At 71.9% G+C, this 26,497-nt stretch carries 23 protein-coding genes; 9 read left to right on the top strand and 14 right to left on the bottom strand.

Features of this window, described 5'->3' with window-relative positions:
- Positions 1-24: 24 nt before the first annotated feature.
- The 3 genes from IEJ02_RS25940 to IEJ02_RS25930 form a co-directional block, all read right to left on the bottom strand.
- A complete protein-coding gene (locus tag IEJ02_RS25940; protein ID WP_223864414.1) occupies positions 25-1,344 on the bottom strand; it encodes an ABC transporter substrate-binding protein in 1,320 nt (439 codons plus the stop codon).
- A 131-nt stretch (positions 1,345-1,475) separates the two neighbouring features.
- A complete protein-coding gene (locus IEJ02_RS25935; RefSeq protein ID WP_191067069.1) occupies positions 1,476-2,558 on the bottom strand; it encodes a LacI family DNA-binding transcriptional regulator in 1,083 nt (360 codons plus the stop codon).
- A 101-nt stretch (positions 2,559-2,659) separates the two neighbouring features.
- Positions 2,660-3,211: a sigma-70 family RNA polymerase sigma factor gene (locus IEJ02_RS25930; protein ID WP_191067068.1), complete on the bottom strand. Its 552-nt coding sequence runs from the start codon at positions 3,209-3,211 to the stop codon at positions 2,660-2,662.
- A 140-nt stretch (positions 3,212-3,351) separates the two neighbouring features.
- Here IEJ02_RS25930 and IEJ02_RS25925 point away from each other — a divergent pair, with 140 nt between their 5' ends.
- From IEJ02_RS25925 to IEJ02_RS25910, 4 genes are all read left to right on the top strand, one after another.
- Positions 3,352-6,216 carry an AfsR/SARP family transcriptional regulator gene (locus IEJ02_RS25925; protein ID WP_317985925.1) on the top strand — a complete coding sequence of 955 codons (2,865 nt, stop codon included), beginning with the start codon at positions 3,352-3,354 and terminating at the stop codon, positions 6,214-6,216.
- Positions 6,217-6,527: 311 nt separating this feature from the next.
- Entirely contained in the window at positions 6,528-7,169 is a 642-nt protein-coding gene (locus tag IEJ02_RS25920; protein ID WP_137981283.1) for a DUF4142 domain-containing protein, read from the top strand.
- A gap of 20 nt (positions 7,170-7,189) precedes the next feature.
- Positions 7,190-8,707, top strand: coding sequence for a DUF1996 domain-containing protein (locus IEJ02_RS25915; RefSeq protein WP_191067067.1), 1,518 nt, complete (start codon positions 7,190-7,192; stop codon positions 8,705-8,707).
- Positions 8,707-9,642: an RNA polymerase sigma factor gene (locus IEJ02_RS25910; RefSeq protein WP_191067066.1), complete on the top strand. Its 936-nt coding sequence runs from the start codon at positions 8,707-8,709 to the stop codon at positions 9,640-9,642. Before IEJ02_RS25915 ends, IEJ02_RS25910 begins: the two co-directional genes overlap by 1 nt.
- A 108-nt stretch (positions 9,643-9,750) precedes the next feature.
- On the opposite strand, the gene IEJ02_RS25905 is transcribed toward IEJ02_RS25910, so the two are convergent.
- Complete coding sequence (locus IEJ02_RS25905) at positions 9,751-10,920, bottom strand: PucR family transcriptional regulator (protein ID WP_191067065.1); 1,170 nt, start codon at positions 10,918-10,920, stop codon at positions 9,751-9,753.
- Between the two features lie 517 nt (positions 10,921-11,437).
- On the opposite strand from IEJ02_RS25905, the gene IEJ02_RS25900 reads away from it, so the two are divergent.
- The 4 genes from IEJ02_RS25900 (at position 11,438) to IEJ02_RS25885 (ending at position 15,487) form a co-directional block, all read left to right on the top strand.
- Positions 11,438-12,163, top strand: a complete 726-nt coding sequence (locus IEJ02_RS25900) for a ferric reductase-like transmembrane domain-containing protein (protein ID WP_275558655.1) — start codon at positions 11,438-11,440, stop codon at positions 12,161-12,163.
- Positions 12,160-13,674 (top strand): NADH-quinone oxidoreductase subunit NuoF family protein, encoded by a 1,515-nt coding sequence (locus tag IEJ02_RS25895; RefSeq protein WP_191067063.1) that lies wholly within the window; start codon positions 12,160-12,162, stop codon positions 13,672-13,674. The genes IEJ02_RS25900 and IEJ02_RS25895 overlap by 4 nt, the downstream gene beginning before the upstream one ends.
- A 200-nt stretch (positions 13,675-13,874) precedes the next feature.
- Positions 13,875-14,855, top strand: coding sequence for an SCO0930 family lipoprotein (locus tag IEJ02_RS25890; protein ID WP_191067062.1), 981 nt, complete (start codon positions 13,875-13,877; stop codon positions 14,853-14,855).
- Positions 14,856-14,947: 92 nt separating this feature from the next.
- Positions 14,948-15,487 carry a hypothetical protein gene (locus IEJ02_RS25885; RefSeq protein ID WP_191067061.1) on the top strand — a complete coding sequence of 180 codons (540 nt, stop codon included), beginning with the start codon at positions 14,948-14,950 and terminating at the stop codon, positions 15,485-15,487.
- Between the two features lie 70 nt (positions 15,488-15,557).
- On the opposite strand, the gene IEJ02_RS25880 is transcribed toward IEJ02_RS25885, so the two are convergent.
- On the bottom strand, positions 15,558-16,235 hold the full coding sequence (locus IEJ02_RS25880; RefSeq protein WP_191067060.1) for an HAD family hydrolase: 678 nt from the start codon (positions 16,233-16,235) through the stop codon (positions 15,558-15,560).
- A 258-nt stretch (positions 16,236-16,493) separates the two neighbouring features.
- Positions 16,494-17,429, bottom strand: a complete 936-nt coding sequence (locus IEJ02_RS25875) for a ScbA/BarX family gamma-butyrolactone biosynthesis protein (RefSeq protein WP_223864412.1) — start codon at positions 17,427-17,429, stop codon at positions 16,494-16,496.
- A gap of 108 nt (positions 17,430-17,537) precedes the next feature.
- On the opposite strand from IEJ02_RS25875, the gene IEJ02_RS25870 reads away from it, so the two are divergent.
- Positions 17,538-18,179 (top strand): ScbR family autoregulator-binding transcription factor, encoded by a 642-nt coding sequence (locus tag IEJ02_RS25870; RefSeq protein WP_191067059.1) that lies wholly within the window; start codon positions 17,538-17,540, stop codon positions 18,177-18,179.
- Here IEJ02_RS25870 and IEJ02_RS25865 read toward each other — a convergent pair.
- The 8 genes from IEJ02_RS25865 to IEJ02_RS25830 form a co-directional block, all read right to left on the bottom strand.
- On the bottom strand, positions 18,171-18,854 hold the full coding sequence (locus IEJ02_RS25865) for an SDR family NAD(P)-dependent oxidoreductase (protein WP_191067058.1): 684 nt from the start codon (positions 18,852-18,854) through the stop codon (positions 18,171-18,173). The two genes, IEJ02_RS25870 and IEJ02_RS25865, sit on opposite strands and share 9 nt — an antisense overlap.
- Positions 18,847-20,058 (bottom strand): sialidase family protein, encoded by a 1,212-nt coding sequence (locus IEJ02_RS25860; protein WP_191067057.1) that lies wholly within the window; start codon positions 20,056-20,058, stop codon positions 18,847-18,849. Before IEJ02_RS25860 ends, IEJ02_RS25865 begins: the two co-directional genes overlap by 8 nt.
- Positions 20,059-20,182: 124 nt before the next feature.
- Positions 20,183-21,202, bottom strand: coding sequence for an aldo/keto reductase (locus tag IEJ02_RS25855; RefSeq protein WP_137981277.1), 1,020 nt, complete (start codon positions 21,200-21,202; stop codon positions 20,183-20,185).
- Positions 21,199-22,107, bottom strand: coding sequence for an ATP-binding cassette domain-containing protein (locus IEJ02_RS25850; protein WP_317985924.1), 909 nt, complete (start codon positions 22,105-22,107; stop codon positions 21,199-21,201). Before IEJ02_RS25850 ends, IEJ02_RS25855 begins: the two co-directional genes overlap by 4 nt.
- Positions 22,104-22,976 carry an ABC transporter ATP-binding protein gene (locus tag IEJ02_RS25845; protein ID WP_223864410.1) on the bottom strand — a complete coding sequence of 291 codons (873 nt, stop codon included), beginning with the start codon at positions 22,974-22,976 and terminating at the stop codon, positions 22,104-22,106. The genes IEJ02_RS25850 and IEJ02_RS25845 overlap by 4 nt, the downstream gene beginning before the upstream one ends.
- Complete coding sequence (locus IEJ02_RS25840; protein ID WP_191067056.1) at positions 22,973-23,902, bottom strand: ABC transporter permease; 930 nt, start codon at positions 23,900-23,902, stop codon at positions 22,973-22,975. Before IEJ02_RS25840 ends, IEJ02_RS25845 begins: the two co-directional genes overlap by 4 nt.
- 1 nt (position 23,903) lies before the next feature.
- Positions 23,904-24,833, bottom strand: a complete 930-nt coding sequence (locus IEJ02_RS25835; protein ID WP_137981275.1) for an ABC transporter permease — start codon at positions 24,831-24,833, stop codon at positions 23,904-23,906.
- Between the two features lie 3 nt (positions 24,834-24,836).
- On the bottom strand, positions 24,837-26,411 hold the full coding sequence (locus tag IEJ02_RS25830; protein ID WP_191067055.1) for an ABC transporter substrate-binding protein: 1,575 nt from the start codon (positions 26,409-26,411) through the stop codon (positions 24,837-24,839).
- Positions 26,412-26,497: the final 86 nt, after the last annotated feature.

The raw sequence follows: 26,497 nt of genomic DNA, 5'->3' as shown, positions 1-26,497 counted from the left end.
GCGGTGTGAGGTGGCGGGGCGGGCTCAGTCGGTGGTGACCGACAGGCCGAGGCTCTTCAGGTCGGGCATGGTTCTGCTCTGGGCTTCCCGCAGGGCCTCCAGGACGGTGCCGCTGCCGGCTCCGGCCCGGGCGAGCCCGTCGTCGCCGGAGGTGGTGGTCGAGACCATCCGCGGCCCCCACTTCCAGGTGGAGGTGATCATCTCGGCCTGTTGGTGGAAGAGGCCGAAGATGTCCTGTCCGGAGTAGTAGCTGGTGTCCATCTCCTTGCGGGCGACCGGGACCAGGCCGGGCACGGACGGGAAGGCGCTGCTGACACCGCTGGCGAGCTTGGCGCGCAGGGCGTCGGGGCTGGTCACCATCCAGGAGATGAACTCCATGGCTTCCTTGGGGTGCCGGCTGTCCTTGGTGACCATGAAGGTCGAGCCGCCCTGCGTGCTCACCTTGGGCTTCGCCGGGTCCCACTGCGGCATCGGCGCGATGGCCCATTTGCCCTTGCCATCGGGGGTGGACGCCATCATGGAGCCCGCTGCCCAGGCGCCCGCCAGATAACCGGCCGTCTCACCGCTGCGCAGATGGGCCCGCCACTGCTGGCTGGAGCCGGGTTCGACGCGCACCAGGTCGTCGTCCTTCAGCCGCTGCCAGTAGCCGGCGACCTTGCGGGTGGGGGCGTCGTCCATGGAGATGCGCCAGGTGTCGTTGGAGGTCCGGTACCACTGGGCCCCGGCCTGCCAGGCGTACCCGGCCATGTAGAGGGTGCCGCCGGTGGTGAAGAGGCTGGCGATCCGGGAGCGGGGCTGGGCCTTCTTGAGCTCGCGGGCCGAACTCTCGAACTCCGCCCAGGTCTTGGGGACCGGGATGTGGTTCTTGGTGAAGATGTCCTTGCGGTACAGGAAGACCATCGGCTCGATGTCCACCGGTACGGCGTAGGTGCGCCCGTCGAAGGTGGTGAGGTCCAGCGCCTGCGGCAGGATCTTGCGGCGCACCTGGTCGGGCAGCAGCTTGGTGATGTCCCGGGGTACGCCGTCGATGGTGAAGCTGGGCAGCTGGGGGTATTCGATGGTGGCGACATCGGGGGCGTTGCCCGCGCGGGCGGCGTTGCTGAGCTTGGCCCAGCCGCCCTGTTCGCCGGAGGGGACCTGCTGGAAGTCCACCTTGATGTCGGTGTGGGTGCGGTTGAACTCGTCGACGACCTCCTGACTGCCGCGCAGCGCCGACCAGAAGGTGAGGCGCACGGGGCCGTCACCGACGGTGTCGGATCCGCGGCTTGTGGAGCAGCCCGCCAGGACGAGGACGAGCAGCGTGAGCAGTGCGGTGGTGCCGGCTGTAGCCCGGTATCCGGGCATCGGGCGTCCTGGGCTTCTATGACCAGGCATGGACCCTCCCCTGATTCAACGGTGGAGTCAGAGGGAATCCTGAGCGCTTGACTGAATTTCCGTCAATACATCGAACAGTAGAAACTAAAGCGGTCAAACGCTCACCGGAGCGGAGCGGTGGAATCCCGGACCACCAGGTCCGGCAGCAGCTCCAGATGGCGGGCGGCGCCGGCCCACCGCCCGGCCCGGGTCCGCTCCAGCTGACGGGTCAGCAGCTCGAGCGCCGCCTGCCCGACCGCTCCCTTGGGCGGGGCCACGGCCGTCAACGCGATCTGCCCCATGTCGGCGACCACATCGTTGTAGGCCACCACCGAGCAGTCCCGCGGCACCTCGATGCCCGCCTCGCGCAGCCGCTGGACCAGCACCAGCGCGTCCATGTCGCCGTGGATCAGGGCGGCGGTGGCCCCGGCGCGGCGCACCGCCGCGGCCAGGTCGGCCTCCCGCTCGTCGCGCGGACGGGGGTCGGGCCCCGCGGTGCGCGAGCTGAGCATCACCGGGCAGCCCTCGCCGATGCCGCGGGCGGCGGTCTGCGCGGCGAACTCCGACCGGATCACCCGCGCGGTGGGGCTGTCGTCGCGCGCCGCCAGCACGATCCGCCGGTGCCCCAGCGAGATCAGGTGCTCCAGCGCCAGATGCACCCCGTAGGCATGGTCGGAGCGCACACAGTCCAGCCCGTAGATGGCGCCGCCCCGGTGCGGCCGGCGCTCCACCAGCACCACCGGGACTTCCAGGGCGGCGAGCCAGGCCTGGTCCGCCCGCGCCTCCGCCTCGGTGCGCCAGCGCGGGGCGAGCAGCAGCCCCCGCGCGCCCGCGTCCAGCGCCTGGCGGACCGCGCGCTCGGTCCCGCGCTCGTCCGCGGCGATGTGCAGCGCGAGCCGCAGCCCGGCCTTCTCGGCGGCCTCGCGCGCGGCCTGGACGACCTCGGTGAGGTAGGTGTTGCGCTCCGGGACCACCATGCCGATGGTGTCCCCGGTGGCGGTGGACTCCTCAGCCATCGGCCGCAGCGAGCGCGCCACCCCGTGGCCGCGGCGCAGCTCCCCGCGCTGGGCCAGCTCCTCCACGTCCCGCCGTACGGTGACGACGGACACCCCCAGCTCATCCGCGAGATCGGTGATCCGGGCGCTGCCCCGGGCCTCCACGAGGGCCGCTATCCGTGCCTGCCGCTTCTGCGCCGGCTCCCGCATGTTCCCCACCTCCGACGCGATCGGCTTTCGTCTCCGTATCGAAACACCGCCATAGTAGCGATCATTCGATCAGAAAACAGTCGGTGGGTGGCCGGAAGCGGTCAGCAGTCGGTGATCCCCCGCGCTCGCAGGGCCGTCCGCAGCGCCCGGGTCGCGTAGTACGTCCGCGACTTGACGGTTCCGGGGGGCACCCCGAGCGCCCGCGCCGCCTGGCTCACGCTGCGGTCCAGATAGTGCAGCTGCAGCAGCACCTCCCGCTGCGGGGGCGCCAGGTCCGCCAGGGCGTCCCACACCACCCGGGCGGTGAGCGTCTGGTCGACCGCGTCCGGCGCGGCCAGCAGCGCCATGTCCGCCTCGCCGGCCGGCTCCATCCGTGGCCCCACCTGGTCGTGGTGGGCGTCGGGGACCAGATCGCCGACCAGCTCGCCGACCACCGTGAACAGCCGGTGGCGGGCGGTGGCGTCCATGGGGCCGACGTCCATCGGTCGCTGCCAGGCCCGGATCGCCACCTCCTGCACGATGTCCTGGGCCCGGTGCCAGTCCCCGCCCAGTAATCGGGCCGCCAGCCGGAGCAGCGCCGAGCCGTGGCGCCGGTACAGCGTCGATAAGAAAGTGTCGGCGTCGGTCATGACGGCCGCCGCGTTGATGTCCATCGTCTCGTTCCCCCCGAGGCGAATGTGTCGATGGCGGGAGCGTAAAGAAGGAGGACGCCGATTGAGTGACGAAAGTCTGACGTCACACCACGGCCGGAAGAGCACGGTGCCCGAAACGGGCTCGACTAAGATCCCCAGTTGTGCGATTTACGGTGTTAGGCCCGGTCAGGGCGTGGCGCGAGGGCGCCGAACTGGAGCTGGGCCCGCCCAAACAGCGAGCGCTGCTCGCGCTGTTGCTGGTGCGTGCGGGGCAGCCGGTGGCGCTCAGCGAGATCGTCGACGTCCTGTGGGCACAGGATCCGCCGAGCACCGCGGTGAATGTGGTGCACCGCCATGTGGGCTCGGTGCGCCGGCTGCTGGAACCGGGCCTGGCGGCGCGGGCGGAGGGCAGCCGGCTGGTGCGCAGCTCCGGCGGCTACCGGCTGAACGCCGACGCGGACACGCTGGACCTGCTGCGCTTCCGGCGCCTGAGCGAATCGGCCCGGCGCACCGCCGCCGAAGGGGAGCCGGAGCGGGCGGCCGAGCTCTTCGCCCAGGCGCTCGCCCTGTGGCAGGGCCCGACCGCCACCGGAGTCCCCTCCGACATCCAGGCCCATCCCGTCTTCTCCGGTGTCGACCGTGAACTTCTGGCCATCGCCAAGGAGGCCGCCACCACGGCGCTGGCCTCCGAGGTCCCGGAGCAGCTGCCCACCGTGCTCCAGCAGTTCGCCGCCCACCACGCGCTGGACGAGACCCTCCAGGCCCAGCTGATCCGGGTGCTCGCCACCACCGGACGGCGGGCCGAGGCGCTGGAGGTCTTCTCCGCCGCGCGGAACCGGCTGGCGGACGAGCTCGGCGTGGCACCCGGCCCCGAGTTACGCGCCGCCCACCGCGAGGTGGTGCCCCGATCCACCCCGGCCCCCGCCGAACCGGTTCAGCCCACTCCTCCGGCGACGCCGCCCACCCCGGCGGTCCGCCCGGCTCAACTCCCGCCCGATCTGCCCGCGTTCAGCGGACGCCACAGCGAACTCGCCGGTATCCACGCCCTGCTGCCCGAGGGTGCCAGGACCGCCGCACCGGCCCCGCTGGTGATCAGCGCGATCGACGGGATGGCCGGGGTCGGCAAGACCGCGCTGGCCGTGCACTGGGCGCACCGGATCGCCCATCGCTTCCCGGACGGACAGCTCTACGCCAATCTGCGCGGCTTCGATCCGACCGGTTCGATGATGTCGCCGAACGAGGCGCTGCGCGGATTCCTCCACGCGCTGGGGATCCCGCCGAGCCGGGTGCCCACCGGCCTGGACGCCAAGACCGCGCTGTACCGCAGTCTGCTGGCGGGGCGGCGGATGCTGGTCCTGCTGGACAATGTGGTGGACTCCCAGCACGTGCGGCCGCTGCTGCCCGGCGCCCCCGGCTGTCTGACCATCGTCACCAGCCGCAATCAGCTGCACGGTCTGATAGCGGGCGAGGGGGCCCGTCCTCTTACTCTGGGGCCGCTGTCCCCGGCCGAGTCCCATGAGGCGCTGGTGCGGCGGCTGGGCACGGACCGGGTCGCCGCGGAGCCGCAGGCGGTGGCGACCATCATCCGGCTGTGCGGGCGGCTGCCGCTCGCGCTGGCGGTGGTGGCCGCCCGCGCCGCGACCCGTCCCTCCTTTCCCCTTTCTTCTGTCGCCGCGGAGTTACGCGAGAGCCAGGGCAACCTCGACGCGTTCGCGGGCGCCGATCCGAGCACCGACGCGCGGTGCGTCTTCTCCTGGTCCTACCGGGCGCTGGAGCCGGAGGCCGCCCGGCTGTTCCGGCTGCTCGCCCTGCATCCGGGGCCCGAGGTCTCCACCGCGGCGGCCGCGAGCCTGGCCGGGCTGCCGCTCCGGGTCACCCGGGCCCTGCTGGCCGCGCTCACCCGGGCCCATCTGCTGGTGGAGCCGGCCCCGGGCCGCTACACCTTCCACGATCTGCTGCGGGCGTACGCCATGGAGCTGGTCCAGGACCATGAGGCGGAGGAGATCCGCCGGGACGCCCGGCACCGGATGTTCGACCACTATCTGCACACCGCGCGCACCGCCGCCACACGGCTCGCCCCGCACCGGACCGAACCGCTGCCCGTGTCCCCGGCCCGGCCCGACGCGGCGCCCGAGCACCTGGGCGACCAGGACCGCGCCGAGGCATGGCTCTCGGCCGAGCGCCGCGTACTGCTGTCGGTCGTCGAGCACGCACGCGACCACGGCTTCCCCACCCACGCCTGGCAGTTGGCCGTGACGCTGGAGCTCTTCCTGGACCGGCTCGGCCACTGGCAGGAGCAGACCGCCATCCAGCGCACCGCGCTGGGGGCGGCCCGGGCCCTGTCCGACCGGCTCGGCCAGGCCCACAGCCACCGCACCCTGGGCTTCGCCGAGGGGCGACTGGGCCGGTACGAGGAGGCGTACGGCCATCTGGAGCGGGCGCGGGAGCTGTTCACGGAGCTCGGCGAGCGGGGCGGGCAGGCCCGCACCCTGCGCGCCCTGGCCTTCCTGGCCAACTGCCAGGGCCGCTCCCAGGAGGCGCTGGACCACTACCGGCCCGCGCTCGGCCACTATGTCGCCCTGGACCACATCAGCGGACAGGCCAGCGTGCTCAACGAGATCGGCTGGACCCACATCCTGCTCGGTGAGTACGAACACGCCCTGGCCCGCTGCCGGGAGGCCGTCGAACTGCACCGGCGGATCGGCGACGCGTCCGGCGAGGCCGCCGCGCTGGACAGCCTGGGGTACGTGTACCACCACCTCGGACGGTATGGCCACGCCCTCACCTCCTACGGCCGGGCACTCGCCATCTACCGCGAGATCAGCGACCGGTACCTGGAGGCCGACACCCTGCACCACCGGGGGGACACCCGGTTGGCCCAGGGCGATGTGGCCACCGCCCTCGCCGACTGGCGGCGGGCCCTGGAGATTCTCCAGGAGCTGAACCACCCCGATGCGCGAGTCCTCGACGGCAAACTGGGGCAGTACCGGCAGTCGCCGCATCCGGCCTCGGCTCTGAGCAGATGACGGGGCCTGGTGGGCGTGGTCTTCCGTGCTGTCGCATCCACGGCGGGGCGCCTCCGGGTCGTCGGGACGGTGTGCGGCCGGACCGCTCGGGCGCGGCCGTGCACCGGGTTCTCCCTGCCGTACGTACGGGCCCGGCGAGTTGCTCAACGAGGCGGGAAAAAATCTTCGTGAGCGCCCTCCGGAGGGCGGCCGCGCAGGGTACCAGCAGGTAATGATCTCTGTCCCGGCTTTATTCACTAGTGATGAGGTCTCCACGACCGAGCCACACGAGGTACTAGCGTCCGGTGTCACTCCGAACCAAGGAGGGCGCTGTGCCATCAGCAAACCTCACCAGATCCATCGCCTCCAGCCGCACCATCGGCACCGGGCTCATCATTGGGGCGCTCGCCGTCACACTGGCGGCGATCCTCATTCCGGTGTCGTTGTTCGGTGAGAGCAGCGTGGCCCAGCCGCGCAATGGTGTCTCGGACGACGGCGGTGGGACGGTCAGCACCCAGTACGGGCCGCTCACGGCCACTGACCGGGACTTTGTCCGCAAAGTCAGGCTCGCCGGAACGTGGGAGCTTCCCGCCGGGCGCCTCGCCCAGGAGCGTGGCGGTCGGGACGCCGTGAAGACCGCCGGTGAGCATCTCATCGAGGGACACACCGAACTCGACCGCCGTTCCGAGGAGGTCGGCCGGGCTCTCGGCATCCAGCTGCCCAGCCAGCCCAACGCGCAGCAGCAGGGCTGGCTGAACGAGATGACCAACGCCGGAAGCAGCGCCGAGTTCGAGCGGGTGTTCGCAAACCGGTTGCGCGCCGCTCACGGCAAGGTGTTCAACCTTGTGGCGCAGGTGCGAGCCGAGAGCCGCAACTCCATGGTCAGATCTCTGGCCACCAGGGCCAATGCCATCGTTCTCGACCACATCACGGTCCTCGAGGACACCGGGCTTGTCGACTTCGACGCCCTCTAACGACTAAGTGAAGTGATCTTATGAGGCAACAGACCCACAAACGCGGGCGGTTCACGAACAAGACCGTCGCCATCGTCGCCGCGCTGGCGCTCGGCGGCGGCGGGGCCGCGATCATCGCCGCCAACGCGTCCGCCCACGGCGACAAGAGCGGCTCCGGCCAGAACAACACCGTGGCCGCGAAGGCGGGGACGATCCAGTGCCCCGATGTGGGGCAGCAGCTGAGTGACGTGCCGTCGAAGGCCAGGCCCGAGGTCGACAAGAACCTGGCCGAGCTGGACAACCAGGTGGCCAAGGCGTACCAGCAGATGAACCGGCAGGGTTCGAACGACGCCGTGCTCTCCAAGCTCAACGACGACCGCTCCCAGACGCTGAACAACATCGGCTCGGCCATGGGCGGCGACAACTCCCAGCTCCAGGGCATGGCCAACTGCAAGTGGCAGGAGGTCGCCGCCCAGGGCGGCCAGGGCCAGAACGGTCAGCAGCAAGGCGGTCAGCAGCAGGGCGGTCAGCAGCAAGGCGGCGACCAGCAGGGTGGCCAGCAGGGCGGCGACCAGCAAGGCGGTCAGCAGCAGGGCGGCGACCAGCAAGGTGGCCAGCAGGGCGGCGAGGGCGCCAACGAGGTGCCCGGCAACGCCGGCGGCCAGGCGGGCAACGGCCCGTCGCAGGACGACTTCGTCGACATCACCAAGGTGCAGCCGAACGTCCAGCAGCCGCCGGAGGCCCAGGGGAACGGCTCCACCGGCACCTTCTCCTCGGAGTGCGGCGTCGGCGACCCCCAGCTCCGCAACAGTGACAACGTCATCGTCGCGCCCGGTGTCGGCAACGGCGCCCACCACATGCACGACTACGTCGGCAGCGACAAGAACGACGCCTTCGCCAACAACCAGACCTTCGAGCAGGGCGGCACCTCCTGCGCGAACAAGGACGACAAGTCGACCTACTACTGGCCGGTCGTCCGCGCCCAGGACGGCAAGGACGAGGCGGACGCCAACCAGCTCGGCGGCGGCCAGGAGGGCAACGTCGGCACGATCCTGACCCCCAAGAGCTCCAAGATCGAGTTCAAGGGCAACCCGCAGAGCAAGGTCACGGCGATGCCGAAGTTCCTGCGCATCATCACCGGTGACGCCAAGGCGTTCACCAACGGCGACAAGAACGCCAACGCCTCCTGGAGCTGCACCGGCTTCGAGGACCGTCAGCTGACCGACAAGTACCCGCTCTGCCCCGAGGGCAGCTCGGTCACCCGGACCTTCGACTTCCAGAGCTGCTGGGACGGCCAGAACATCGACAGCGCCAACCACCGTGACCACGTGGCCTTCGCCAACGAGGACGGCTCCTGCCCCAACGGCTTCAAGGCCATCCCCCAGCTGGTGAACACCATCACCTACGACGTGCCGGCCAACACCCCGTTCGCCGTGGACGGCTTCCCCGAGCAGTTGCACAAGCCCATCACGGACCACGACGACTTCATCAACGTGATGTCGGAGGACCTGATGAACGAGGCGGTGGACTGCATCAACAGCGGCAAGCAGTGCGGCTGATGGAACACACTCACCAGGCGCGCGTCGGCCGGAAGGCCGGCGCGCGCCGCGCTGTGACCGGGCACTTACACCAGGCCGCTGACGACGACGCGGCCGCCGACCCCCCGGGAGCGGAACATCCGGACACCGAGGGGTTCCCGGGACCGGGACATACCGACCGACCGGTCCGTCCCCCCGCGGACCAGGAACTCACCCGGCAGCTGGTGGAGGGCTACCGGTCGGGCAGCAGCAGTCCGGCCGCGGCCGACCTGCTCTACCGCCGCCACCACCCGGCGACCCTTCGCTACGCCCTGACCTGCTGCCGTGACCCCCATGACGCCGAGGACCTGGCCTCCGAGGCGTTCTTCCGCACCTTCCAGGCCGTGCGCGCCGGGGGCGGTCCGCGGGGCCCCTGGCGGCCGTATCTGCTCACCGTGGTGCGGCATACGGCGATGGAGTGGAGCGCCGGGGAGCGCCGGGTGCTGCTCACCGCCGACTTCGAGTCCTGGCGGCAGCACCCGTCCACGGCCGACCCCCAGCAGCACCTGGTGGCCCGGGAGGACCGCCGGCTGCTCATCCGCAGCTTCCGGGGGCTCCCCGAGCGCTGGCAGACCGTGCTGTGGCTGACCCTCGTCGAGGAGGAGTCCCCGCACCGGGTGGCCATGGTCCTGGGCATCTCCCCCAGCGGCGTGACCTCGCTGGCCTTCCGGGCCCGGGAGGGGCTGCGGGAGTCGTATCTGCGGGCCCATCTGGAGTCGGCGCGCGACGACCGGTGCCGGCACTACAGCGGCCAGATCGGCGCCTCGGTGCGCCGCGGCGGGGTGCGCGGCCGGGCGCTCGGGCGCCATCTCGCCGAATGCGCCTTCTGCTCCCACGCCTACCGCGAACTGCTCGGCCTGAACGCCGCGATGCGCACGGCCCCGCGTACGGCGGCGCCCGCCGGGGCGAGGGGCTGAGCCACCCCGCTCCGGCGTTACGGGCGGCTTCCGGAGCCGCCGGGGGCAGCGAAAACCGCCGACCGCGTGAGCGCGGCCGGCGGTTCGCCCGCTGTCGGCGGAGCCTGGTCAGAGTCCGTTGACGCGCGCCTCTCTGGCGATGCCCAGCGGCCGGACACCGGGGGGCGCGCCGGTACGGGTCCGGCGGCTCACCCGGGACGCGTGGCGGCGTATCCGGTCCATCTGGGCCATCAGCCTGCGGCCGCGCAGCGCCATCTCCAGCTCGAAGCGTATTCGGGGGTCCCGGAGGCCGGGCCCGAAGAGCTTCTCGATCTGGCGCAGCCGGTACCGCACGGTCTGCGGATGCACCTTGAGGGCCTTGGCCGCCTCGGGCGCGCCACCGCCCTCCAGCCAGGCCAGCAGCGTCATCTGCAGGCGCTCGCTCTGCCGTGGGGTCAGCCCGACGAGCGGCTTGAGCCACCGGGCGGCCAGCGCCCGGACCAGCGACTCGTCCTGAAGGAGCAACAGCATCGACAGATGGTCGTCGACGAAGAGCACCCGGGCCTCGGGGCCGGAGCGGGCGGGCGTCAGGGTCAGCAGGCGCCGGGCCCAACGCACCGAGGAGGCCGCGTCGCCCAGCGGCACCACATGGCCCACGGCCGCGGTACGGCCGCGCAGCGCGGTCTCCAGCGCCGCCCGGGTGCCGGGCTCGGCCGGGGCGGTTTCCCGCTCCGGGTCCTTCTCGCCGTCCTGGGCGGCCGCGGTGCCGGTGTCCGCGGTGGGTCCCGGGTCCGCGTCCGGGTCGGGGATCAGCAGGCACAGCTCGTCGCCGACCGCGCCGATGAGGGTGTCTCCCAGCACGGCGGCCAGCTGCGGGGCCTCGCCCGGGGTGGGCAGGGCGATGGCCTGCACCGTCTCGGGGAGCGGCCAGCGGGCGGCCCGGGAGAGCTCCATCAGGGTGCGCTCGGAGACCGCCACCTCGCCGATGAGGGCCTCGAACAGATCGCGCCGGGCCCGCTCGGGCGGCACCTCGGCCAGCGCCTCCTCACCGGAGGCGGCCTGCTCGCCCGCGCCGTCCTCACCCGCCTTGCGGTGGCCGAGTGCGGTCAGGAGAGCCTGCTCGACTCCCCATCGGACCTTGTCTCGCTCAGAGTCCTCCAGGAGTTCGGCGAATCCCGGAATTCTGTGCCGAAGGTTCTCAACCACCTCGTCGGCCAGGGACGGGAGTTCATTGCGCAGAACGCGGGTCCACTCGCCACGGGGGCGGGACCAGATGCGGTTCACGAGTTCGCCCATCATTACCTCGTTCTTGCCGGGGGGAGACCTGGCCGTTGGGGGGTCGGTCAGGTCCGTGGAGGTTGCCTCCGTCACCGGTTCGTCCAGTACCGGTCAGGGAGTCGAGGGTCCTCCGCTACGTCATAGAGGACCCCGCCCCCTCCCGGTCCCGGCACTTTGCCGGTTCTTTGCCATCGAGACGACAGTGGATCAGCCGGGGACGGTGTGGGCACGGTGCGTCCACGAGAAGTTGTCACGTTACGACAAATCTTATGGAGATCACGTGTACTTCCGAGAAGCTGCTGCCCCCAAGACGACTTTGACGTATCTCGTCACCCGCGCGAATCCGCGCGATCGGGAGGCTCCAATGTCCATGTCCCAAACGCCGATCCCCTCCTCGCAGGGGCGTCACGGGGGACGCCGAGCTCGTGGGGGACGACGAGCCGCTCGCCGGACCCAGCAGCATGATCCATCCGGGCTGGGATGGCCACGCCACATCCGGATCTATGCCATCGCCGGCACCATCGCCCTGTCCCTGTACGTGACGTGGAGCGCCGGCGCGTTCTCGAAGATGTTCGTGTTCCTCGACTTCGGCGCGGGTGTGCTCGCGCTGGTCTGTCTCACCTCGGCGGTGCTGTGGGGGCTCGCCGCGACCGACCAGATGATCCTGCACACCAAACAGCGGCTGCTGGCCCAGGCCATCCACCGGGCGGCCGCGGTCGCCGGACTGCTCTTCCTGGCCATCCACATCTGGGTCAAGGTCGCGGAGAGCCACACCAACGCCGCGTCCATCGCGATACCGTTCGCTGACGCAAATCAGCCGGTGCTGATCGGGCTCGGCACCATCGCCGGCTATCTCTTCGTGATCGCCGCGGTGACCGGTGCGGCCCGCAGCTCGTTCGCCTCCAGGGGCAACTCCCGCTGGCGGTACCGCTGGTGGCGGGCGCTGCACGTGGGCGCCTACCCCGCGTGGTGCGCCGCGCTGATCCACGGTCTGAAGGCGGGCCGCGCCGCCAAGGTCTGGGCGACCTACGGCTACATCGCGGCGCTGGCCGGCGTGGCCATCGCGCTGTGGCTGCGGCTGGTCCAGCGGCGGCGCCAGGACATCGACCGGGCGGACGGCATCGAGGTCAGGAACCCTCCGGCCCGCAGCATGCAGGAGGGCCGGACCCGGCGGGCCGATCCCACCGTGCCGCGCCCCCGTTCGGCCGAGTCCGGACGGCGTGACAGTCAGCCGCTCGGCGCCTCTCGTGGGTGGGACCGGTGATCAAGACCAAACCCAGGCTCGCCTGTGTCGATCCGCCCCGGCTGCTGGCCGGGCTCGACGAGGTGTACCGGCTCGACCGGGTCGGCCATCTGACCGTCCATGGCACCATGCCCGCCCTCCGGGCGGACGAGCTCGTGGCGCTCGCGGAGAACATCGATCTGCGCGGGCGCGGCGGCGCCGGTTTCCCCTTCGCCAAGAAGGTCCAGGCGGTCGTGGAGTCGGCCGGCCGGCGCGAGGGCCGCTGCGCCGTGGTGGTCAACGGCAGTGAGGGCGAGCCCAGTTGCCTCAAGGACACCGCGCTGCTGCTGCACACCCCGCATCTGGTGATCGACGGCGCCGTGCTGGCCGCCGAGGCGCTCGGCGCCGAGGAGGTGGCCATCGCGGTGCACCGCCAGGACGTCCAGGAGTCCGTGGCCGCCGCGATCGCCGAGCGCGGCCCCAGTGGCGTCCCGGTCTCGGTGACCGTCACCGATGACCGGTTCGTCGCCGGTGAGGGCGGCGCGGTCATCAACGGCATCAGCGGCGCCCCGGCCATCCCCAACGGCCGGAAGATCCGGACCAGCGACAGCGGGCTCAGCGGGCTGCCCACCCTGCTGTCCAACACCGAGACCTTCGCCCAGCTCGCGGTGGCCGCCCGGATGGGCGCCCTGCCGTACCGCTCGGTGGGGCTGCCCACCGAGCCGGGCACCACGCTGCTGACGGTCGGTGGCAAGTACGTGATGGAGACGCCAACCGGCGTGCCGCTGACCTACGTCCTGGAGCTGTGCGGCCTCACCCCCGGCCAGGCGGTGCTGGTGGGCGGCTACCACGGCAAGTGGCTGGACCCCAAGAGCATCAACGCGGTCACCATCTCCCGGGAGTCCATGAAGAAGTACGGCGCCCGGCTGGGCGCCGGGGCGGTGCTGCCCATCCCCGAGAACACCTGCCCGCTCGGCGAGACCGCGCGGATCGCGCGCTGGCTGGCCGCGGAGACGGCCGGTCAGTGCGGGCCCTGCTTCATCGGGCTGCCCGCGCTCGCGGACGCCATCGGCCAGGTGGAGCGCGGTGGCGGCCAGTCCTCGATCGACAATGTGCGCGCCTACGTCAACTCGGTGAGGAGGCGCGGGGCCTGCAGCCATCCCGATGGCACCGCCGGTTTCGTGACCACCGCGCTGGACGCGTTCCCCGAGGAGTTCGAGGCGCATGCGCTCGGCGCCGGCTGCGGACGGCCCACGCTGGGGGTGCTGCCGCTGCCGGAGGACGCGCTGCCGCCGGCCCTGCCGCCCGCCCCGCTGAACCCCGCCGCGCGCGACGAGCGCCGCCAGCGGGGCCCGATGGAGAAGCTCCTGGTGGACTGGTCGCTGTGCCAGGGCCATGGGCTGTGCGCGGACATCCTGCCGCCCGAGGTGCTGACGCTCGGGATCGACGGCTATCCGGCCTCGGCCAAGATGGATGTGCCCCGGCAGCTGCGGGCGCAGGCGGTCCGCGCGGTCCGGCGCTGCCCCGCCCTGGCGCTGCGCATCGAGGAGTAGCGAGGGGACGAACCAGCCGCACCACCGACACCGCGACGGCCGTGAGAAACGGCCGTCGACTGCTGTGCGCTCAGCGATCCGGCGAATTTTGCGTCCGGTGACAAATTCGCGAGCCGCTGAACGCCGGTCCGTACGGGCTCCGTATGGACCGGCGTCGGCGCAATCACCGCCGGACCGATCGAGATTGCAGAGGAATGGTCATGGAGAAGCGGCGTCACATCGCATTCGCCGGGGTGTCGGTAGCGATGGTTCTGCTGACGGCGGCTTGCGGCAGCAGCACGGACAACAGCGCGGGCAGCGCCAATGTGCAGCCGGCGGGTGGCAGCCAGACCGTGGGTGCGGGGGCCTCCGCGTCGGCGGGCGCTGGGGCCGCGGCCGGCGCCGGCGGCGGGTACGAGGCGGGCGGTGACACCGGGGCCGGCGCGGGCGGCGAGGCCGAGCGCACCGGCCCGGCGAAGCAGCTGGCGGTCAAGGAGGACGCCAAGCTGGGCAAGTTCGTCACCGACAGCAAGGGCTGGACGCTCTACCGGTTCGACGAGGACACCCCCAAGCCGGCCAAGTCCAACTGCAACGACGACTGCGCCACCAAGTGGCCCGCGGTGCCCGCGGACGACGCCGCGGCCACCACCGGTATCGAGTCGAGCAAGCTGGGCTCGGTCACCCGCGCCGACGGCACCAAGCAGCTGACGCTGGCGGGCTGGCCGGTCTACCGCTTCGCGGGCGACAACAAGCCCGGTGACACCAAGGGCCAGGGCGTGGGCGGCACCTGGAACGCGCTGGCGCCCGACGGAAAGCCGGCCGGCAAGACCGCGGCCGCGGACGACAGCCTCCAGCTGATGGTCAACAACAACGCCGAGCTGGGCAAGATCATCGTGGACGGCAAGGGCATGACCGTCTACCGGTTCGACAAGGACAGCGCCTGGCCGATGAAGACCGGCTGCCTCGGTGCCTGCCTGGACACCTGGAAGCCCGTCAAGGCCGTGGACACCACCAAGGTCGCCGGGGTCGACGCGGCGAAGGTCACCTCCTTCAAGCGCCCCGACGGCACCAAGCAGGCGGCGTTCGACTGCTGGCTGCTGTACACCTTCACCGGGGACAAGAAGCCCGGTGACATCAACGGCCAGGGCGTGAAGGGCACCTGGTTCGCGGTCACCGACAAGGGCAAGAAGGCGGGCCAGTAAGGGAGACACCCACTACTTTTGGTCCACCGCGGCGGGTGGCCCGAGGCGTCCGAGCCCGGGCCGCCCCGCCGGATTTTCTACGGGAGGTTGTTGTGTCACTCGCTCTCCGTGCCACCGCGGTCGGCGCGGCCCTGCTGTTCCTGGCCGGCTGCGGTGGAGGCGATCGGACACATGGCGCCGGCCACGAGGAGAAGAAGGTGTCCCCCGCCACCAAGGAGTTCGCCAAGCCCGGGAAGCCCGCGCCGCTGACGGAGATCGCGGATGCCATCGGGTGCAAGGCCACGATCATCACCGAGGCGGAGGAGCTGCGCCAGGGCTCCTGCGGGTCCGGTCAGAAGCGGTTCACGATGGTCACCTTCGCCACCGACAAGGGCCAGCACGACTGGCTGACCACGTCGAAGGACTACGGGGGCATGTACCTGGTCGGCAAGCGCTGGTCGGTCACCGGCCTGTCCATGGGCTCGCTGGAGCCCCTGCGCGAGAAGATCGGCGGATCCCTCGAGAAGGGGATGTCCATGTCCCACGGCAGGTCCCCTGGCGGGACGAAGTCGGGGGGCGGCATGGACGGGATGGACGGTATGGAGGGCATGGACGGCTCGGCGAGCCATGCGGGCCACGACGGGAAGAAGTGACCCGCGGCGCGACGGGAAGAAGTGACCCGCGGCGCCCGCCGACCAGGCGGTGAGCGTGGCTCACGCGCCCTCAGGCCGCCCGGGAGTCCGCCCACTTGACCAGGTCCGGGTCGGCGAGGGTGGAGACCCACACATCGACCGGCGGGGGCTCGTCCACCGGCTTCCGCGGGCCCACGCCGAGCACCCTCAGCCCGGCGCGCGAGGCGGACAGAAACCCGCAGTGGGAGTCCTCCACCGCCAGGGCGTCCCCGGGGGCCGCCCCGCACAGCCGGGCGGCCTCCAGATAGACGTCGGGATGGGGTTTGGGCCGCACGTCCCCCTCGGGGACCAGCACATGGCCGAAGTACCGCAGCAGCCCGGCCTTGGCGAGCCCGTCCTCTACGACGTCCCGCGGGCAGTTGCTGGCCACGGCCAGCGGTGCGAAGGCAGCCGCCTTCGCGACCAGTTGGGACGCCCCCGGCATGGTGACCGGGTCGTCGGCCACCAGCCGGCGGAAGGCGTCCAGGAGTTGTCCGGTCATTTCGTCGGCGAGTTCGGGGCGGCCGGCGAATTCGGCCAGCATCCGGCCGCATTCGGTGTAGTGGAGCCCCTTCGTGCGCCGTGCGAACTCCTCGTCGGGGGCGGTTCCGTGGCTTCTGAGGACCACTTCGCGCGCCTCCTCCCAGTGTCGTTCGGAATCCATCAGGGTGCCGTCACAGTCGAAGACGATGGCGGCTGGGGTCCATCCGAGAAACTTTTCGGCTGTCATCTGTCTGCCGTTCCATGGGAGGTGGAGGAATCGGCGCAGGGGATGCCTGTACCTGCGGGGGCCGCGCGGTGGAAAGCGTCCTGGCGGCTCATGAGGGCGCTGTGCGCCGACCGCTGTTGTCGTACAGGCCGTGGGGTTCGCCTGCCCGAAACATAACGATCACTACGTTAGTTTGATGACCCGCAGTAAGCAAGAGGCTACTGAGCGTCGGCGTTTTGTTCGTCGCACGGCGTGTTCGCCACACGGAGTGTTCGTCGCTCAGAGGTACTGGAGCACGCCCACCGCCGTGCAGATACCGGCCTGGCGCAGCCGGAAGACACACGTCCTGCCGTGGGCGGTGCACTCGACCACGGCCGGCGGATACGACTCGGTGAAGCGGATCGCCTTCATCCGGCAGGCGACCGGCCGGGTCAGCGCCCCACCGGTGGCCAGTGCCGCCGCCTGCCGGGCGCCCTCCAGCAGCACCAGGCCCGGCACATGGTCGCTCCAGTGGTCGAAGAAGAACGGATGACGGGGATCGGCGGGGTCGAGGTAGACCACTCCCCCGTCCCGCACCACCAGCACGTCCCGGGCCGCCGGAACGGCCAGTTGCGCAGGTGAGGGCCGTACCGCGGCACGCAGTCTGCGGCGCGCGGTGTGCCCGTGGGCGGCGGCCCGGGTCTCCGCGTAGGTCGTGCCGTCGAGGAAGCGCGCGGTGCCCCCCGCCCACGCGAAGAGCTTGCCGCCCGCCGACAGCACGACATCCAGCCGCATCCCGGTGACGAAGCGCCCGCAGGGGCTGGTACGGATGTCGGTGACGGCGGCCCGGCAGGTGATGTCGGAGGCCCCGTACGGCGCCCGGGGCTCGGTCTCCGGGTCCAGCCGGTAGGAGATGTCCCGGATCAGGAAGTGCGCCCCCGCGGGCACCGCGTAGTACCGGGTGGGGATGTAGATCCCCAGCTCGCGCAGGGTCTCCGCGATCATCAGCGGATGGTGACGGCCGTCCCCGCCGTGCGGGAAGGTGGGATGGGACCTCGGCCACTGGGCCGCGGCCTCGAACCGGTTGTCACCGTGGTTGCGCACATCGGTGAGCAGCACCTCGGCCACCGAGACCCGGTGCACCGCCTCCCGCGCCACCGTGCGGGACCAGCTGAGCGGCCGCCCGGCGGGACCGGACGGCTCCGAAAGGCCATGAGCCTCACGAACGATCACCATAAAATACTAATAATGTTTGACCTGTCTCGCCTCATCACCATCTCGGGCCGAAAGTCCGCTAAGTTCTCCCCGTCACATCCGACGGGCTGGTGTAAGGACGGCGAACACGTGCAAGAACGGGCCGAGCAAACACGCCGATCCCTTCTGGAGGCCGCAGCGTTCCTTTTCGACGAACGGGGATACGCGGGAACGAGCATCAGCGACATCACCTCCCGGTCCGGCCACACCAGCGGCGCGATCTATTTCCATTACACGAGCAAGGAAAGGCTCGCCCTGGCCGTGGTGGAGGAACACTTCGCCACCTGGCCCCCGCTGATCGAGCGCTTCGCCGCCCTCGACGCGCCGCCCCTGGAGCAACTGGTCCGGCTCAGCTTCGCGGTGGCCCGCGCCTTCCGCGACGACATCGTGGTACGGGCCGGAGCCCGGCTGTGGACCGAGCGCACCCTGATCGCGGCGCCCATGCCACCGCCCTTCGTGGGGTGGATCGACGCGGTGGGGCAGATGATGGAGAAGGCGCGCGCCGAGGGCGATCTGGCCCCGCATGTCGATCCGCTGCCCGCCGCCCGGACGGTCGTGTGCGCCTTCTTCGGGCTGCATACCGTCTCCGAGGCGCTCGACGGGCGGCGGCTGGTCGAGGACCGGCTGGCCGATCTGTGGACCCTGCTGCTGCCCTCGCTCCGGGCCCGGCCCGGGGACACCGCGGGCCTGCTGGCGCTCGCCCGCGGTGACGCCGCGCCGCCGTCAGAGTGAGGCGCCCGCGCACATCACCAGCGTCTGGCCGGTGACCGCGCCGCCCTCCGGGCCCAGCAGGAACGACGTCAGCCCCGCCACCTCCTCGGCGCGGACCAGCCGCCCCAGCGGTGGCATCACGGGTGGTGTGCCGCTACGGCCGGGGTCCCGCAGCATGGGGGTGTCCGTCGGGCCCGGCGCCACCACGTTCACCGTGACCGCCCTTGGCGCCAGCTCGGCCGCCCAGGACCGGGCCAGCGCGGGCAGCGCCGCCTTGGTGGCGGCGTACTGGCTCTTGCCGGGGACGCCCGTCATCGTCCGGCTGCCCACCAGCACCACCCGGCCACCGTCCGCGACCCGGTCCACCAGCGTGTCCACCAGGACGCCCGCCGCCTGCACATGGATCCGCCACATGAGGGACCCGTCCTCGGGGTCCAGCTCCCCCAGCCGCGCCGAGCGCTGAACGCCCGCCGCGTGCACGATCGCGTCCACCCCGGAGACCGGGGCGAGCAGTTCGGGGAGGGTTTCCGGCCGGGACAGATCGGCCGGGATCCAGTGCGGCCGCGCACCCGTGTGCGCGGGGGCCGTACGGCTGATCCCGGTGACCCGCCACCCCTCGTCCAGCAGCCGGGCGGCGATCGCGGCGCCGATACCGGAGCTGACACCGGTGACCACGGCGTGGCGAGGCTCAGCCATCGGCCGCCCAATCCGGTGCGACGCGGACGTACTTGATGGCCTGCCGGTGGTAGGTGTACGCGATGTGCAGCGTGCCGTCGGAGCCCTGCCGGATGGTGGGGTAGGACAGCTCGCGGTTGAGCCGGTCGCGTGAGTTGTTGGTCAGGCAGTGGCCGTCGCCGGTGTCCAGATCGCGCCGTACGGGCCAGGTCAGGCCGTTGTCGTAGGACAGCGCGAGGGTCATCGGAGCGCGGGGCGCGCCCCAGAAGGCGCCGGGTGCGGAGTCGTCCGGCGTGGCGGCCGGGGCAGGGGCGGGGGTCTGACTGGTCCCGCCCTCGTCGTCGATCTCGTCGTAGAGGGACACGCGGCGGGCCGTGGCGTCCGCGCGGCTGCTGTGGTTGTAGACCAGCGCGAGCCGTCCGTCGGCGAGCGGGACGTACTGCACGGAGGAGTTGTTGTTGGGCAGTTCGGTGCGGACCGGCTCGCTCCAGGTCTCCCCGCCGTCGGTGCTGTGCGAGCGGTACACCGCGTCCGCCCAGCGGCTGCGGAAGAGGGCGAGCAGGGTGGTGTCCGGCAGTTGGTGGACGTTCATGTGCACACAGCCGGTCGAGCCCGGCACCGGCCGCTCGCGCCAGGTCCGCCCCTGGTCGTCGCTGATCATCACCGCGCTGGTGTCGCGGTCGCCGACCCATTTGACACCGGGGGTGGCCACGCAGTGGAACACCGGAAGCAGCCACCGCCCGGAGTCCAGGACGGCCACCGGCTGACGGATGAACACCCCGCCCGCCTCGGTGGCCGGGAAGAGCGTACGCGGCGCGCCCCAGGTGGCGCCCGCGTCGGCGGACACCCGCAGCCGGACCTCGGCGGTGTCCTGGTCGCCCGCCCGCTGGGCGGTGTACAGCAGCCACAGCTCCCCGGCCGGGGTGGGGAACAGCAGCGGGTTCTGCTCCGAGCGGGTGGCGTCGTCGGAGAGCCGGACCGGCTCGGTCCAGGTGCCGGCCCCCGGGGCGAGCCGCGAGAACCACACCGAGATGTCCGGCACGCCCTCCTGCGTACCCCCGAACCACACACACCCGAGGTCCCCTCCGGGCAACACGGTGAGGTTGGCGGCGTGGTTCTGCACGGCAGGCGCGGGCAGAAACGCCTCCTGGCGCCCCGGATCCCCCGGGCGTGGCCGAAGCCGCCCGTCCGTCAGCGGTATCGCGGTGTCATCGTCGGCGGTCATGTCGCCGGGCTCCTCAAGGTCGCGGTGATACGGGGATGTCTACGCGCCGCCCGACGGATGTCCGGGGTCCAGGGGCGGAGCCATTGGTTCGGGAAGGGGCGGGGCGGGGAAAGACCCATGCCGGCTACCGGTTGTACGCGGGCATCGGCCCCCGCAGCCGCGCCCCCACCTCGTCGCACGCCGCCGCCACATCCGCCGGAAGCGGCCCCGCCGCCGCGGCGGCCAGGTTGGCGCGGAGGTGTTCCACCCGGGAGCCGCCGAGCAGCAGCGCGTCCACGCCGTCCCGCCCGAGCAGCCAGCGCAGCGAGAGGTCGACGAGCGGGATGCCCGCCTCCTCGGCGATCCGGGACAGGCTCCGTACGGCCTCGAAGAGCCCGGCGTCCCAGTAGCGCCGCCGGTACATCTCGGCCACCCGCGAGTCGCCGAAGCGCCCCGACTCCGGCTGCCGCTCGAAGGAATGACGGCCCGTCAGCAGGCCACCGCCCAGCGGGTTGTAGACCATGGTGCGCAGCCCGCTGGTGGCCGCGTACTCCTGGTACTCCTCCTCGATCCGCCGCGCCAGCAGGTTGTACAGCTGCTGGGCCACCACCGGGCGCGGCGCGCCGACCCGCTCGGCGGTGTGGGTGATCTCGGCGATCTGCCAGGCGGCGTAGTTGGAGACGCCGAGCGCGAGGATCTTGCCCTCGGTGGCGAACTCGGCGACCGTGCCCAGGGTCTCCTCCAGCGGCGTGGAGCGGTCGGGCTGGTGCAGATAGAACAGGTCGACATGGTCGGTGCCCAGACGGCGCAGGCTGCCCTCGAGGGCCGCGCGCATCCCGCGCGCGGACAGCGGTGAGTGGCCGCCGGCGTCGGGGTGCGGCATACCGGCCTTGGTGGCGAGCACGATCCGGTCGCGGCGGCCGGGCAACAGCTCGGCCAGGATCGTCTCGGTGGTGCCGCCCGCGTAGGCGTTCGCGGTGTCCACCCCCGTCACCCCGGCGTCCAGCGCGGTGTCCAGCATCGCGGCGGCGCCCGCGCGGTCCACCGTGTCACCGAAGGTCATGGTGCCCAGCACCAGCCGCGAGAGCCGCACCGGGATCCCCGGCAGGGCGACCCCGCCGGGGGACGCCTGGCTGGTGGTATGGGTGTGCGGATGCGCGTTCACTGCGTCGCTCCTGGTTCCTGGTCGGCCGCGACGGAATCCCGGTCGGCCGCGACGGGACCCCGGTCGGCCGCGACGGGTTCCTGGTCGGCCGCGATCGCGGACACCAGGGCGCGCGGTTTGCGTCCCCGCATGGTCGTCGGGTCGAGCGCCGCCCGTCGCAGCGCCCGGGTGTAGGGGTCGGCGGGCGCGGAGAGCACCGTGCCGGTGGGCCCGGATTCGATGATCCTCCCGGCGCGCATCACCACCACCTCGGAGCTGATCTCGCGGACCACGCCGAGGTTGTGGGAGATGACGATGTAGGCGAGCCCCCGTTCGGCCTGGAGCTCCCGCAGCAGCTGGAGCACCTGGGCCTGTACGGAGACGTCCAGCGCGGAGGTGGCCTCGTCGCACACCAGCAGCTCGGGGCCGCTGGCCAGGGCGCGGGCGATGCCGATCCGCTGCCGCTGGCCGCCGGAGAACTCGGCCGGGCGGCGCTGGAGCGCACCGGCGGGCAGCCCGACCTGGTCGATGAGGGCGGCGGCGCGGCGGGCGCGTTCGGCCCCGGAGCGCATGCCGTTCAGCCGCAGCGGTTCGGCCACGATCTCCTCGGCCGTCAGATGCGGGTCCAGGGAGCCGTACGGATCCTGGAAGACCATCTGCACCCGCTTGCGCAGCGGGCGCAGCCGCCGCTCGGGCAGGCCCGCGATATCGGTTCCGTCGAGCAGGATCCGGCCCCGGGTGGGGCGCAGCAGCCGGACGATGGAGCGGGCGATGGTGGACTTGCCGCAGCCGGACTCGCCGACGACGCCGAGCGCCCCGCCGGGGGGTACGGCGAAGCTGACGCCGTCCACCGCGCGGAAGACACCGCCGGCGACCGGGTATTCGACCACCAGGTCCTCGACGGCCAGCAGGGGTGTGGGGGTCACTGCGCCTCCTCGGTGACGGCGGCCGCGGGGGTCTCGTCCCAGGGGCCCAGGGTGGGCACGGCGGCGAGCAGATCGCGGGTATACCGCTCGCGGGGGTGGTCCACGATCTGTTCCACCGGTCCCGACTCCACGAACCGGCCGCCGCGCATGACGTGGATCCGGTCGGAGACCAGCCGGGCCACCCCCAGGTCGTGGGTGATCATCAGGATGCCGATGCCGGTGCGCTCCTGGAGCTCCATCAGCAGGTCGAGGACGCCCGCCTGGACGGTGACGTCGAGCGCCGAGGTCGGCTCGTCGGCCACCAGCAGCCGGGGCTCGGCGGCCAGGGCGATGGCGATGAGGACGCGCTGGAGCATGCCGCCGGAGAACTGGTGGGGGTAGGCGCCCCAGCGGGTCTCGGGGCGGGGGATGCGCACTTGGCCGAGCAGTTCGACGCCCTTGGCGCGGGCGTCGGCGCGGGACATCCCCGGGTGGCGCAGCCGGATCGCCTCGCCCAGCTGCCGGCCAATGGTGTGCACCGGGCTGAGCGCGGTCATCGGGTCCTGGGGGATCAGGGAGACGCCGCGGCCGCGGATCCGCCCGGCGGCGGTGGCGTCGGCGATGACGTCGGAGCCGAAGATCCGGGCCGTCCCGGAGAGGACGGCGAGCCCTTCGGGCAGCAGCCGCAGCAGCCCCATCGCTGTGGTGGACTTGCCGGAGCCGGACTCGCCGATGATGGTCACGGTCTCGCCGGGGCCGATGGTGAAGCCGACCCCGTCGACAGCGCGCACCACACCGCCGTCGGTGATCAGCTCGATCTGCAGGTCCTCGACCTCCAGCAGCGGGGTGTTGGCCGGGTCGCTGGTCGGGGCGCTCATCGTGTCGCTCATCGGGAGCCCTCCGTCGTACGCCGTCGAGTGCGGTCGCGCAGCCCGTCGCCCAGCAGGTTGACCCCGACCACCAGCAGCACGATGACGAGGCCGGGCAGGGTCACCAGCCACCAGGAGGTGGTGATGTAGTCCTGGCCGTCGGAGATGATCCGGCCCCAGGTGGCGAACGGCCGCTGGGGGCCCGCGCCGAGGTAGCTGAGGGCGCTCTCCAGCAGCACCGCCTGGGCGAGCAGCAGCAGGACCACGAGCGACGCCTGGCGGACGATGTTGGGGATGACATGGCGGGCCAGGATGGCGATCCGGGGTAGCCCCAGCACCCGGGCGGCGGCCACGTACGGCTTCTCCCGCTCGACCAGCACCAGCGACCGGGTCAGCCGGGCCACCTCGGGCCACTGGGCGATGGCGATGACGCAGGTGATGACGGTGACGGAGGGGCCGAAGAGGGCCACCACGAGCAGCAGCATCATCAGCAGCGGCAGCGACATCTGGGCCTCCAGCAGCCGGGAGACGACGGCGTCCACCCAGCGGCCGTAGTACCCGGCGGCGGCGCCCGCCACGATGCCGATGAGGCCGGAGACGACGACGGCGAGCACCCCGACCGTCAGGGACACCTGGCCGCCGTGCAGCACCCGGGAGAGCAGATCGCGGCCGAGCTGGTCGGTGCCGAAGAGGTGGCCGTCGGTCAGCGGGGCGAGCCGGCGCCGGGAGAGGTCCTGCTCGCCCGCGCCGGGCAGGGGCAGCACCTGGGCGAGGGCCACGGGCACCACGACCAGCAGGGTGCACACCGCGCCCGCCCAGAGCTTGAGGCTCGCGCTGCGGCGGCGCCGGGTGGCGGTGGCACGGGCCAGATCCTTGGCGGTGACCGCGCTGGGGCGGGTCCCGGGTCCCGTCCGCACGGGGGCCGGGGGTTCGAGGGCGCCTTGCATCTCAGGCCGCCTTTCCCAGGCGTACCCGCGGGTCGAGCAGCGGGTAGGCCAGGTCGATGAGGAGTTGGACGAGGACCGCCAGCGCGGCGGTGACCAGCACGGTCGCCTGGATCAGCGGATAGTCGCGGGTCTCCAGGGCGCGGACGACCAGCGAGCCGACCCCGGGCCAGCCGAAGACCACCTCGACCACCACGACGCCGTTGAGCATCGCGGCGAAGCGGGTGCCGAGCGCGGTGAGCACCGGGATGGCCGAGTTGCCCATGGCGTAGCGCCAGGTCAGTACGCGGGTCGAGACCCCGCGCGAGCGGGCGACGGTGACGTACGGCGAGGCGAGGGCCGCCACCATCTCCCGGCGGACCAGCCGGGAGATCAGCGCCATCTGGAGGATCGCCACGGTCACGGTGGGCAGCACCAGTCCGCCCCAGGTGGTGAAGCCGGATGCGGGCAGCACCGGGACGGCCACGGCGAAGAGGGTCAGCAGCATCACGCCGATCCAGAAGTCCGGCATGGACTGCCCGGCGATGGTGAGCACATTGGCGCCCAGCTCCCGCTTGGTGTCCGCGCGGCGGGCCATCCACACGCCGAGTGGCACGGCCACCACGGTGGTGAGGGCGATCGCGGAGAGGGAGAGGGTGATGGTGTACGGCACCCGGTCCAGCACCACGTCCAGGGCGGGCGCGTGGAAGGAGTAGCTGGTGCCGAGGTCGCCGGTGAACAGATCGCGCAGGAAGAGCCCGTACTGGGTGAGCAGTCCGCGGTCGAGGCCGAACTGCTCCCGGATCCGGGCGAGGTCCGCGGTGGACGGGTTGGGCCCGGCCAGGGCCGATGCGGGGTCGCCGGGGGCCATGCGGACCAGGACGAAGACGGTGGAGAGGGTCAGGAAGACGGTCAGGACGCTCTGGCCCAGGCGGCGTATCAGATAGCGCGTCACGGCTCAGCCCTCCAGGCGCACGGCGGCGAGGTCGTAGGAGTTGAGCTGGAGCAGGCCCACATCGCGCACCCGGGTGCGGCGGGCCAGCACCACATCGGGGACGAAGGCCCACAGGCAGGGGCGGGTGTCCCAGATCTCCTTCTGGACGGCGGCGAGCCTTTCGTCGCGCGTCTTCTCGTCGGTTTCGGCGGAGGCGTCGGCCAGCCGGGTGGCGATCCGGGGGAAGACATAGCCCTGGTAGGTGTCCCGGGTCTTCTCCTTCTCCGGAGTGCCGCCGTACATGCCCTGGAGGCTGGTGGAGGCGTGGCCGGTGGGGACGGAGAAGCCGTTGCCGAGGACGTCCCAGTCGCCCCGGCGGCCCTGCCGCCACTGCTGGATGTCGCCGCCCGGTTCGAACTGCTGGAGGCTGGCGCGGACGCCGACCCCGCGCAGCATCTCCAGCACGGCCTCCATCACCGAGGTGTCCGCGGGGAACTCGCCCGACTCCCAGATGATCTTCACCTTGAGATCGCTCGCGCCCAGGGCGGCGAGGCGCTTGCGGGCCTCGCCGGGGTCGTGGACGTAACGCCCGGTGCGTACGGCCCCCTTGAGGGCGAGCGGGACGACGCCCTCGGCCTGCTGGGCCGAATCGGTGAGCACATCGCGCACCAGGGCCTCGCCGTCGATGGCGTAGCTGAGCGCCTCGCGCACCCGGGGGTCGGCCAGCGGATGTCCGCGCGGCTTGCGGAAGTTGAAGAACAGCTGGTTGACGCGGGTGCCCGAGGTGCGGTCCAGGCGCACCCCCGGCAGGCCCTTGAGCTGCTCGGCGGAGTCGGGGGTGATGGTGTCGATGACGTCCAGCTCACCGCTGCGCACGGCGACGACACGGCTGGACTCCTCGGGCACGAAGCGCACCCGGACCCGTTCCACGGTGGGGCGGCGGCCCCAGTACCGGGGGTTGACGGCGAGGGTGTACTCGCCGGTGCCGGAGTTGGCCGAGGTGACCACGTACGGGCCGGAGCCCGCCCCGCCGGACAGCTCCTCGGGCCGGTTGCCGGCGGCCGGGGTGATCAGGATGTTGGCCATCAGCTGGTCGAGGATGGGGACCGGGCGCTTGGTGTGCAGCCGGAAGGTGCGCTCGTCGACCGGCTCGACGGTGGGCATCTCGGGGAAGAGGCCCACGATGAACGAGCCGTTGACGCCCGCGTACATCTTGAGCGCGGTCGAGACGTCCTTGACGGTGACCGGAGTTCCGTCGGAGTAGCGGACCCCCTCGCGCAGCCGCACCGTCCAGGCGGTGGGCTCGGTCATCTCGAAGCGGTCGGCGAGCACGAGTTCGGGGCGGAGCCCCTTGCCGATCCGGGTCAGCGCCTGGCGCACCGCGCGCTGCACCGTGACCGCCGCGTCGAACTGGTTGAGCTTGTTGTCCAGGCTGACCAGCGAGCGGTTCAGCCCGAGGCTGATGGCGCCGGGCCCGGGGGCTCCGGTGGGGCCCGCGCACCCGGCGAGCGGGGCGAGGGCGATACCTGCTGAGGCGCCTGCTCCGAGGCGCAGCACGGACCGGCGGCTGAGGGCCGGAGCGTAGGGGATACGGGTCATCGTTGACCTCTCGGCGTTCCTGAGGCGAGCGACGTGTCGGGCGAGCAACCGGCTCGCTCGACCCGTGCGGCGCCCGGATGAGGGCC

Source organism: Streptomyces sp. 5-10 (assembly GCF_014712245.1).
Taxonomy (GTDB): domain Bacteria; phylum Actinomycetota; class Actinomycetes; order Streptomycetales; family Streptomycetaceae; genus Streptomyces; species Streptomyces violaceusniger.
This window is presented reverse-complemented; position numbering and strand designations above follow the sequence as displayed.

Bases quoted from the DNA above. Each gene is read 5' to 3' on its own strand.
- IEJ02_RS25880 (WP_191067060.1), bottom strand. From the start codon at position 16,235: ATGACAGCCGAAAAGTTTCTCGGATGGACCCCAGCCGCCATCGTCTTC.
- IEJ02_RS25930 (WP_191067068.1), bottom strand. From the start codon at position 3,211: ATGGACATCAACGCGGCGGCCGTCATGACCGACGCCGACACTTTCTTA.
- IEJ02_RS25890 (WP_191067062.1), top strand. From the start codon at position 13,875: ATGGAGAAGCGGCGTCACATCGCATTCGCCGGGGTGTCGGTAGCGATG.
- IEJ02_RS25905 (WP_191067065.1), bottom strand. From the start codon at position 10,920: ATGATGGGCGAACTCGTGAACCGCATCTGGTCCCGCCCCCGTGGCGAG.
- IEJ02_RS25845 (WP_223864410.1), bottom strand. From the start codon at position 22,976: ATGAGCGACACGATGAGCGCCCCGACCAGCGACCCGGCCAACACCCCG.
- IEJ02_RS25830 (WP_191067055.1), bottom strand. From the start codon at position 26,411: ATGACCCGTATCCCCTACGCTCCGGCCCTCAGCCGCCGGTCCGTGCTG.
- IEJ02_RS25860 (WP_191067057.1), bottom strand. From the start codon at position 20,058: ATGACCGCCGACGATGACACCGCGATACCGCTGACGGACGGGCGGCTT.
- IEJ02_RS25910 (WP_191067066.1), top strand. From the start codon at position 8,707: ATGGAACACACTCACCAGGCGCGCGTCGGCCGGAAGGCCGGCGCGCGC.
- IEJ02_RS25935 (WP_191067069.1), bottom strand. From the start codon at position 2,558: ATGCGGGAGCCGGCGCAGAAGCGGCAGGCACGGATAGCGGCCCTCGTG.
- IEJ02_RS25865 (WP_191067058.1), bottom strand. From the start codon at position 18,854: ATGGCTGAGCCTCGCCACGCCGTGGTCACCGGTGTCAGCTCCGGTATC.
- IEJ02_RS25840 (WP_191067056.1), bottom strand. From the start codon at position 23,902: ATGCAAGGCGCCCTCGAACCCCCGGCCCCCGTGCGGACGGGACCCGGG.
- IEJ02_RS25915 (WP_191067067.1), top strand. From the start codon at position 7,190: ATGAGGCAACAGACCCACAAACGCGGGCGGTTCACGAACAAGACCGTC.
- IEJ02_RS25875 (WP_223864412.1), bottom strand. From the start codon at position 17,429: ATGGTGATCGTTCGTGAGGCTCATGGCCTTTCGGAGCCGTCCGGTCCC.
- IEJ02_RS25940 (WP_223864414.1), bottom strand. From the start codon at position 1,344: ATGCCCGGATACCGGGCTACAGCCGGCACCACCGCACTGCTCACGCTG.